Source organism: Massilia horti, assembly GCF_004614195.1.
GTDB classification, from domain to species: Bacteria; Pseudomonadota; Gammaproteobacteria; order Burkholderiales; family Burkholderiaceae_D; genus Telluria; species Telluria horti.
This window is the reverse complement of sequence record NZ_SPUM01000127.1, coordinates 1-8,768: the sequence shown is the minus strand read 5'-3', so window position 1 is coordinate 8,768 and position 8,768 is coordinate 1. Positions and strand designations below refer to the sequence as shown.

Here is an 8,768-nt window from a genome sequence, read left to right as displayed (position 1 = left end):
CCGCTGTCACAGCTGTCGCGCGCCGGCGCCCCCGCTGCCGCCGCCGGCCGGGAAGTTCAGGCTGGAGACAGTCAGCACGTCGCCACGGGCCTCGTCGATGCCCAGGCCGCCGCGCAGCAGCTTGTCGATGTTGGCCAGCTCGGCCGCGGTCCAGCCGGTCTTGGCCGAGGCGGCGCTGGCGTTGTTGAGCACCACCGCCACCGACAGCTTGCGCAGGCGGCCGCGGGCGCGCTTGATCTGGGTGATCGCGCGGTCATACGCGTACTGGCGGCTGGTGGCGTTCTTCTTGGCGGTGCCGTCGTCGGCCGGCTTGGCGGCCGGATCGGCGGCCTGGGCCGGGTCGGCTGGCACCGGCGGACGGTTCGACAGCGTGCCCGGCACCCCCATCGCGATGCGGTTCTTTTCCAGCTCTTCGCGCATCGCCTCGCTGGTGATCTTGGGATCGGTGCCGTACTTTTCCTGGGTTTCCTCGATCTTGTCGTTGTCGATGTCGGCGGTGACGCTGACCTTGTAGTTGTTCGCGCCCAGCACCGGGCCGAGCAGCTCGCCCACGTTGGCGCGCACCTCGTCCTGGACGCGCTTGGCGGCGCCGTCCGGCTGCGCCGCGCCCTCGAAGCCGCCTTCCAGATCGACCCGCGAGGACAGGAAGTTGCCGGCCTGGTCGACCAGCGACACGCGCTTGGGCGCCAGGTTCGGCACGCTGCCGGCCACCAGGTTGACGATCGCGGCGATCTGCTCGTTGGAGAGCGTGCGGCCGGGCTTGACCGCGACCACCACCGACGCCGAGGACTTTTCGCCGTCGCTGGCGATGAACGAGGTCGACCTGGCGATCGCCAGGTGCACGCGCGCGGACGCGATGGCGTCCATGGTCAGGATCGACTGTGCCAGCTCGCCTTCCAGGCCACGGCGGAAGCGCACGTCCTGCACGAATTGCGACACGCCCAGCGGGTCGTTCTTGTCCATCAGTTCAAGGCCGGCCGGCAGCTGCGCGGTCACGCCCTTGGCGGCCAACAGCATGCGCGCCTTGCCCAGATCGCCGGCCGGGACCAGCACCTGGCCGCTGTCCGGGTGCACGCGGTAAGGGATGCGCTCGGCTTCGAGCACGTTCATCATGTCGCTGGCGACGATCTTTTCCTGGGCGCCGAACACCGGCTTGTAGCGCGACTGGTCGCGCCATTGGTACAGCATGACGGCGGCCGTGATGCCGATCGCCAGCACCAGCATCGGGGTCAGGTTGTTGCGCAGCGCCGGGGGCAGGGCGGGCAGGCTAGCCTTGCCGGCAAGAGACTTCAGGTTGGCAATCACTTTGGTTCTTTCGCTGGAAAATCAGACTGGCAGCTTGAGCAGTTCGTCGACCGCGCCCATCACCTTGTTGCGCACCTGCAGCAACATCGAGAACGACAGGTTGGCCTGCTGCGACGACAGCATCGCGCCGACCAGGTCGTCGCTCTTGCCGCTGTCGACCGCGCTCATCTTGTCGGTGGCGATGCGCTGGTCGTTGTCGACGCTCGCCAGCGCGTCTTTCATGCTCTGGGCAAACGAAAAACCGCCGGACGCGGCGCCGTGGGCGGGGGCGTTAAAGGCCGGGGTGATTGCCAGCCGGGCGGCATCGTTGGTCAGCGCAGCCAGGTCGGCCTGGATCAGGCCAGCAAGTTCAGTTGCCATCGTTTTTCCCAATTACATCGAATGAAGTGTTGTTTTTTGTCGACAATCTGCGTCTGCGGTTCATGATCAACATGGCATCAGTCAAGTCATTTATGACAACTTAATTACATAAATTGCCACACGGATACTTAGTATTCTTGACTGTAAGGAAATATTTTTGGCCTTTTTTTCATGAACGGCCCACAGTATTGCCGACGGTAAACATGATATTACCGTATGGAAATGATCTTCTCAAAGAGGAATATCAAAGTTTGAGGAACAATTTCCCTAGTATAATAGTTGCCTTGTGGAATGAGAAAAAAGCGCCCCTGCTTACTTTTTTGCTACCGTTTTCATGCCGACAGTTAATCAAAACCCAAGCGGTCACCAAGTGCTCGACCCCCGCCTGTTAGGGCGGCCGGTCCACTTGCTGCCGCAATTTGCCGCGCGCCTGCGCGACGACCTGGCCGTCGCCATGCAGACGCCGGGCTGGCGCCGCAGCTGGGGCGCGTTCCGTCTGGAAAGCGTCGAGTTCGGCAAGGCGCCGATTGATCCCGGCATGCGCTGGCTCGGCGCCGCCACCCCGCAGGGCGTGGCCGCGGTCGCCTTTGAGCGCCGCCTGCTGCTCGGCCTGTTGGGCAGCCGCTACGGCCGCCTGGGTGCGCCTGTGCTGCCGGCGCACGACCTGGAAGGCGAGCGCGTGACCGCGACCGAGGAACGGCTGGCCGGGCAGTTGACCCGGCAGCTGGCCGAGGCCCTGTATGCCCGCATCAGTGGCACCCGCGCGGCGCCGGTCGCGCAGGGCCTGGTCACGCCGATGGGCGCGCCGGGCAAGGCTGCGTGGGCGATCCGGGTCGGCCTGCGCGCGGCGCAATCGGGCGACACGGCGCAGTTCTGGATCGCGCCCGACCAGTCGCTGATGGCCGCGATCCTGCAGGGGCTGGCGCCGGACGCAGGGCGCGTGCGCCCCACGCAAGCGGCCGAGCCGCTGGCAGGGACCCTGCAGGTCAGGCTCCAGGGCCGGCTGGTCACCAAGGAGATCATGCTCGCCGCCCTGTTCGACCTGAAGGTGGGCGATGTGATCCCGGTCGCGGTGGGCCGCGCCGACGTCCTGCTCGAGGAATCGCGCCTGTTTACCGCCGCGGTGGCCGAGCACAAGGGCAAGCTGTGTTTAACCTCTTTTGAAGATGCCGAATAATGGACATGAACCTGAACGACCAAGCGCTTGACGGCGACCTGATCATCGAAGACGCGCCCGCCGAGGCGGCTCCGGCCACGCTCACGGCGCGTTCGCTGCCGCAAATGATGCGCCGCATCCCGGTGACGCTGACGCTGGAAGTGGGGTCGGCCCGCATCTCGCTGCAGGAACTGATGTCGATCGGGCCGGCCTCGGTGCTGCCGCTCGATTCGCTGGCCGGCGAGCCGCTGGTCATCAAGGTCAATGGCGCGCCGATCGGCCGCGCCGAGGTGGTGGTGGCGGGCGAGCAGTACGGCCTGAAAGTGATCGACCTCGACGGCCTGAACCTGGACCTGCTCGCATCATGACCTGGTTCAAAGGCGCGGCGACGCGCCGCGTCCTGTGGCCGGCCGCCGCCGGCGCCGCGCTGCTGCTGCTCGCAGCCGCTCCGGCGTCGGCCGCCGACGTGCTGGCCGGGGTGATCCCCGGCGCCGACAGCGGGCTGACCGTCAAGTCGCAAATCCTGGTCCTGATGACCATCCTCGGGCTGCTCCCGGCGATGATCATGATGACGACCAGCTTTACCCGTTTCGTGATCGTGCTGTCGCTGCTGCGCCAGGCGCTTGGCCTGCAGCAGGGCCTGCCGAACCGGATCATCACCGGCGTCGCGCTGATCCTCACGCTGCTGGTGATGCGCCCGGTGGGCGAAGAGGTCTGGCGCGATGCCTTCGTCCCGTACGACAAGGACAAGATCGGCCTGGAGCAGGCCCTGAAGATCGCCGAAGTGCCGCTGTCGAAGTTCATGCTGGCCCAGACCAACAAGGCGGCGCTGGCCCAGGTGGCGCGCCTGGCCGGCGAGCCTGAAGCCATGGAGCCGATGGCGCGCGGGTTCACCGTCAAGCTGGCCGCGTTCGTGCTCTCCGAGCTGAAAAACGCGTTCCAGATCGGCTGCATGCTGTTCATTCCGTTCCTGATCATCGACCTGGTGGTGGCCTCGGTGCTGATGGCGATGGGCATGATGATGCTCTCGCCGCTGGTCATTTCGCTGCCGTTCAAACTGCTCCTGTTCGTGCTGGTCGACGGCTGGACCCTGACCGTCAGCACGCTGGTGGGCAGCATCCACGGTTACTGAAGGAGGCCGAGCATGACTCCCGATATCGCCGTCGACCTGGTGGTGGAGGCGCTGCGCATCGTGATGCTGCTGGTGGCCGTGGTGATCATACCGGGCCTGTTGATCGGCGTGCTGGTGGCGCTGTTCCAGGCCGCGACCCAGATCAACGAGCAGACCATGAGCTTTTTGCCGCGCCTCCTGGTGACGCTGCTGGTGCTGATCCTGGCCGGACGCTGGATGACCACCACCCTGATGGACTACTGCGTGTCGGTGTTCCAGCGCGCCGCCCAACTGGTTGGATAAACGATGGAACAGCTGGTCAGCTACCTGCTGCCCCTGATCGGCGCCCTGTGGTGGCCGTTCTGCCGGATCATGGCGCTGCTGTCCACGGCGCCGGCGATCGGCGACGGCCCGGTGCCGCTCGCGGTGCGCGCGCTGCTGTCGCTGGTACTGTCATTCCTGATGCTGCCGTTGACCCAGGGCGCGGTCATGCCCGAGCCGTTCTCGCTGCACGGCGTGGTGGTGATGATCGAGCAGGCCGTGATCGGCGGCGTGATCGGCCTGGCGCTGCAATTCGCGATGACGGTGATGTCGATGCTGGGCTTTTTGGTGTCGAGCCAGGTCGGCTTCGCGATGGCGCAGATGAACGACCCGATGAACGGCCAGCCTTCGGACGTGATGTCGACCCTGCTGCAGCTGGCGGCGATCCTGGTGTTCTTCGCGATCGACGGGCACCTGGTGCTGGCCGCCGTGCTGGGCCAGAGCTTTCGCGCCTGGCCGGTTGGTTCCGGCTACGGGCCGCTGCTGCTGCATACCGTGGCGCTGAACCTGGGCTGGGTGTTCTCGGCGGCGATGCTGCTGGCGGTGCCGGTCGTGTTCTCGACGCTGGTGGTGCAGATCGGCTTTGGACTACTCAGCCGGGTGGCGCCGAGCCTGAACCTGTTCGCGCTCGGCTTTTCGCTGGTGACGCTGTTTGGCCTGACGATGCTCGCGCAGGTCGTGCGCTTCATCCCCGAGCACTACCTGGCGATGACCAACCAGATCCTGGAAATGCTGCAGCTGCAGATGAGGGCGGCCCATGGCTGAGAACGGCACCGGCGGCGATAAAACAGAAAAGGCCTCGCAGCAGAAGCTCAAGAAGGCGCGCGAGGAAGGCCAGGTCGTACGTTCGCGCGATTTGGCGACCGCCGTCGGCATCCTGGTCGGCCTGAAGGTGTTCGTGCTGCTGCTGCCCGGCTATCTCGAATCGTTCCGCGCACTGTTCGCGATGGTGTTCGTGCCGCTGGGCGAGCTTGGCGCGATCGAGAACGCCATGTCGGTCGTGTTCCAGAGCGGCCTGGTGCTGCTGGTGAAGATGGTGCTGCCGCTCTTGGCGGTGCCGCTGGCGATCATCGCCGCCAGCCTGGTGCCCGGCGGCTGGATGGTCTCGTCCAAAAACATGATGCCGCGCCTGGACCGCCTGAACCCGGTCAACAACCTGGGCAAGCTGTTCACGCAAAAGCACGCGATCGGCGTGGGCACGTCGATCGGCAAGGCGCTGGTGCTGGCGCTGGTGCTGTGGCACGTTTCGCGCTCCGGCGTGTCGGCCTGGGTCGACCTGCAGCGCCTGCCGCTGCCGGACGCGCTGGCGCGCGGCGCCGGCATGCTGCTCGACGGCCTGATGGCGATGATCGCCGTGTTCGTGGTATTTGCGCTGATTGACGTGCCGGTGCAGGCCTTCCTGTTCGCCAAGGGCCAGCGCATGAGCAAGCAGGAAGTCAAGGAAGAACACAAGAGCAGCGAGGGCCGGCCCGAGGTGCGCCAGCGGATTCGCCAGCTGCAGCAGCAACTGGCCCGGCGCAGCGTGCGAAAGACCGTGCCGACCGCCGATGTGGTGATCGTCAACCCGGAGCACTATGCGGTCGCGCTCAAGTACGACACCAAGCGCGCCGAGGCGCCGTTCGTGGTGGCCAAGGGCGTGGACGAGATGGCGCTGTATATCCGCAGCGTGGCCAGGGAACACAAGATCGAGACGTTGTCGCTGCCGCCGCTGGCGCGCGCGATCTACAACACCAGCCAGGTGCAGCAGCAGATTCCGGCGCAGCTGTACCAGGCGGTGTCGCAAGTGCTGAACTACGTGCTGCAACTGAATGCTTTCCGTGCCGGGCAGCGCCAAGCGCCCCCACGGTTTCCCAACGAGGTGGTCGTTCCACCACACCTTAGCGAGCTGTCATGAACCTGTTCAATAGCCTGGTGGCCGAACTGCGCCGCCAAAAATACGCCACCCCGGCATTCCTGCTGATGATCCTGGCGATGATCATGCTGCCGCTGCCGCCGGTGCTGCTGGACGTCCTGTTCACCTTCAATATCGTGCTGGCGTTGATCGTGATCCTGGTCTCGGTGTCCGCCAAACGGCCGCTCGACTTCTCGGTGTTCCCGACCGTGATCCTGGGCACCACGCTGCTGCGCCTGACGCTGAACGTGGCCTCCACCCGGGTGGTGCTGCTGCACGGGCACGAGGGCACCAGCGCCGCCGGCCACGTGATCGAGGCCTTCGGCAACGTCGTCATCGGCGGTAACTTCGTGGTCGGCCTGGTGGTGTTCGTGATCCTCATGATCATCAACTTCGTGGTCGTGACCAAGGGCGCCGAGCGCATTTCGGAAGTGTCCGCGCGCTTCACGCTGGACGCGCTGCCGGGCAAGCAGATGGCGATCGACGCCGACCTGAACGCGGGCCTGATCAACCAGGAAAAGGCGCAGCTGCGGCGGCGCGAAGTGGCGGCCGAAGCCGACTTCTACGGCGCCATGGACGGCGCCTCCAAGTTCGTGCGCGGCGACGCGATCGCCAGCATCCTGATCCTCCTGATTAACATGATCGGCGGCGTCGCGATCGGCGCGCTGATGCACGACCTGTCGCTCGGCGACGCGTTCCGCCAGTACGCGCTGCTCACCATCGGCGACGGCCTGGTGGCGCAGATTCCGGCGCTGCTGCTGTCGGCCGCGGCCGCGATCCTGGTCACCCGCATCGGCGAATCGGGCGACTTCGAGCAGCAGGTCAGCGGTCAGTTGCTGGCCCAGCCGCCGGTGCTGTTCTCGGCCGCCGGGGTGATGGTGATCCTGGCGCTGGTGCCGGGTATGCCGTCGTTTTACTTCCTGGTGTTCGCGGCAGCGGTGGCCTATGTCGGCTGGCGCTTAGCAAGCCGGGTCAAGGCGCCGGACGACGCCGGCGTGGCGGCGATCGAGGCGGCACTGCGCGACGAGCGGGTGCCGGAGCTGGACTGGCAGCAGCTGCCGGTGGTGCAGCCGGTCGCGCTGGCGGTGGGCTACAAGCTGGTGCACCTGGTCGACAAGGCCCAGGGCGAGCCGCTCTCCAAGCGCGTCAAGGGCCTGCGCCAGAGCCTGTCGGAGCAGATGGGCATGCTGATGCCCGCCATCGGCGTGCGCGACGACCTGGCGCTGCGCCCGGCCCAGTATTCGATCAGCCTGTCGGGCACCGTGGTGGCCGAGGGCGAGGTGATGCCCGACCACCTGATGGCGATCCCGTCGCCGTCGGTGTACGGCCAGCTCGACGGCATTCCCGGCATCGAGCCGGCCTATGGCATGGCGGTGACCTGGATCGAGCCGTCGCAGAAGGCGCACGCGCTGGGCCTGGGCTACCAGGTGGTCGAGGTGGCGGGCACGATCGCGACCCACTGTTCCAAGGTGATGCGCGAGTACCTGCACGAGCTGTTCCGGCACGAGGACGTGCCGGCGCTGATGGAGCGCCTCACCGCGCTTTCGCCCAAGCTGGCCGGCGCGCTGGACAAGGCGCTGACCCATACCCAGCTGCTGCGCGTGTTCCGGGTGCTGCTGGCGGAGGGCGTGTCGCTCAAGGACATCGTGGTGATCGCGACCACGCTGGTGGACGCTTCGGAAACCACCAAGGACCCGATCCTGCTGGCGGCCGAGGTGCGCTGCGCGCTGCGGCGCCAGATCGTGTCGGCGGTGTGGGGCAAGAAGAAGGACATGCCGGCCTTTAACCTGTCGGCCGAGCTGGAGAACATGCTGCTCGGTTCCCTGAACCAGGCGCGCCAGGCCAACAACGGCAAGGTCGCGCTGGACAACTACCCGATCGATCCGCAACTGCTGGCGCAACTGCAGGTGAACATGCCGGTCGCGCGCGAGCAGATGAAGCAGCAGCATACCCCGCCGCTCTTGCTGGTGCTGCCGCAGATCCGCCCGCTCTTGGCCCGCTACGCGCGCCTGTTCGCGCCGGGGCTGCACGTGCTGTCATATAACGAGATCCCGGAAACCCGGGAAGTGTCGATCGTCGGAACGGTCGGCTAAGCGCCGCTTTTCACGCCCGGGCCAGCGGCAGCGCCAGCGCCAGCTCGGCCAGCGCGTGAAACACCGGGATGTTCAGCGTGCCGGCGACCTCGCCGGCGGGCAGGCTCACGTGGATCGGGCCGGCCGGCAGGCTCTCGTTCCAGCGCCACTTTAGTACGCGCAGGCCGGCGCGCGTGACCGCCGCTTCGAGCTCGGGCGCCAGCGCGCGCAGCCGCTGTAGCTGAAAGGCGTCGGCGGCGGACAATTGCAACGCCACGCCGCCGGGCAGCGGTTCGATCTGCACGCTCACCAGCGTGCCGTCGGCCAGTTCCAGTTCAAGACGCAGGCCGACCCGTTGGCGCCGGCGCCGGCCCGGTGGCCGGTCTTCCTCGTCGCCGATCACCCGCAAATGCTGGGCCTGGGCGCCGCCGGGGTGAATCGTGAAACGCCATGCGTCCGCCGTCCCCGCCAGTTCCTGCTGGCGCAGCGCCCGGCCGTCCTGAGCCGCCGCCAGTACCGCCGCCGGCAGCTGGCCGGCGCGCGCCTGCTGGT

At 66.7% G+C, this 8,768-nt stretch carries 9 protein-coding genes and 1 pseudogene; 7 read left to right on the top strand and 3 right to left on the bottom strand.

All coding sequences use genetic code 11. From position 1 onward, the window contains the following. Nucleotides 1-6: 6 nt before the first annotated feature. Complete coding sequence (gene fliF / locus E4O92_RS19270) at nt 7-1,305, bottom strand: flagellar basal-body MS-ring/collar protein FliF (protein ID WP_307721756.1); 1,299 nt, start codon at nt 1,303-1,305, stop codon at nt 7-9. A gap of 21 nt (nt 1,306-1,326) precedes the next feature. After that, the gene (gene fliE / locus E4O92_RS19265; protein ID WP_135191280.1) at nt 1,327-1,665 is read right to left on the bottom strand and encodes a flagellar hook-basal body complex protein FliE; all 339 of its coding nucleotides are present in this window, start codon (nt 1,663-1,665) and stop codon (nt 1,327-1,329) included. A gap of 370 nt (nt 1,666-2,035) precedes the next feature. Between fliE and E4O92_RS19260 the strand changes: the two genes are divergently transcribed. Genes E4O92_RS19260 through E4O92_RS19230 form a run of 7 tightly spaced genes read left to right on the top strand, consistent with a single transcriptional unit; the run spans nt 2,036 to nt 8,237 of the window. After that, the gene (locus tag E4O92_RS19260) at nt 2,036-2,842 is read left to right on the top strand and encodes a hypothetical protein (protein WP_135191279.1); all 807 of its coding nucleotides are present in this window, start codon (nt 2,036-2,038) and stop codon (nt 2,840-2,842) included. Continuing rightward, the gene (locus E4O92_RS19255) at nt 2,842-3,189 is read left to right on the top strand and encodes a FliM/FliN family flagellar motor switch protein (protein ID WP_206076907.1); all 348 of its coding nucleotides are present in this window, start codon (nt 2,842-2,844) and stop codon (nt 3,187-3,189) included. The genes E4O92_RS19260 and E4O92_RS19255 overlap by 1 nt, the downstream gene beginning before the upstream one ends. Further along, nucleotides 3,186-3,953, top strand: a complete 768-nt coding sequence (gene fliP / locus E4O92_RS19250) for a flagellar type III secretion system pore protein FliP (protein WP_135191277.1) — start codon at nt 3,186-3,188, stop codon at nt 3,951-3,953. Before E4O92_RS19255 ends, fliP begins: the two co-directional genes overlap by 4 nt. 12 nt (nt 3,954-3,965) lie before the next feature. Next, nucleotides 3,966-4,235 (top strand): flagellar biosynthesis protein FliQ, encoded by a 270-nt coding sequence (gene fliQ / locus E4O92_RS19245; RefSeq protein WP_135191276.1) that lies wholly within the window; start codon nt 3,966-3,968, stop codon nt 4,233-4,235. 3 nt (nt 4,236-4,238) lie between these two features. Continuing rightward, a complete protein-coding gene (gene fliR / locus E4O92_RS19240) occupies nt 4,239-5,018 on the top strand; it encodes a flagellar biosynthetic protein FliR (protein WP_135191275.1) in 780 nt (259 codons plus the stop codon). After that, nucleotides 5,011-6,147: a flagellar type III secretion system protein FlhB gene (gene flhB / locus E4O92_RS19235; RefSeq protein WP_135191274.1), complete on the top strand. Its 1,137-nt coding sequence runs from the start codon at nt 5,011-5,013 to the stop codon at nt 6,145-6,147. Before fliR ends, flhB begins: the two co-directional genes overlap by 8 nt. Further along, entirely contained in the window at nt 6,144-8,237 is a 2,094-nt protein-coding gene (locus tag E4O92_RS19230; protein ID WP_135191273.1) for a flagellar biosynthesis protein FlhA, read from the top strand. The genes flhB and E4O92_RS19230 overlap by 4 nt, the downstream gene beginning before the upstream one ends. Before the next feature lie 10 nt (nt 8,238-8,247). Here the strand turns inward: E4O92_RS19230 and E4O92_RS24925 are convergent. Next, nucleotides 8,248-8,768 (bottom strand): annotated as a pseudogene (locus tag E4O92_RS24925) (hypothetical protein); the annotation flags it as partial.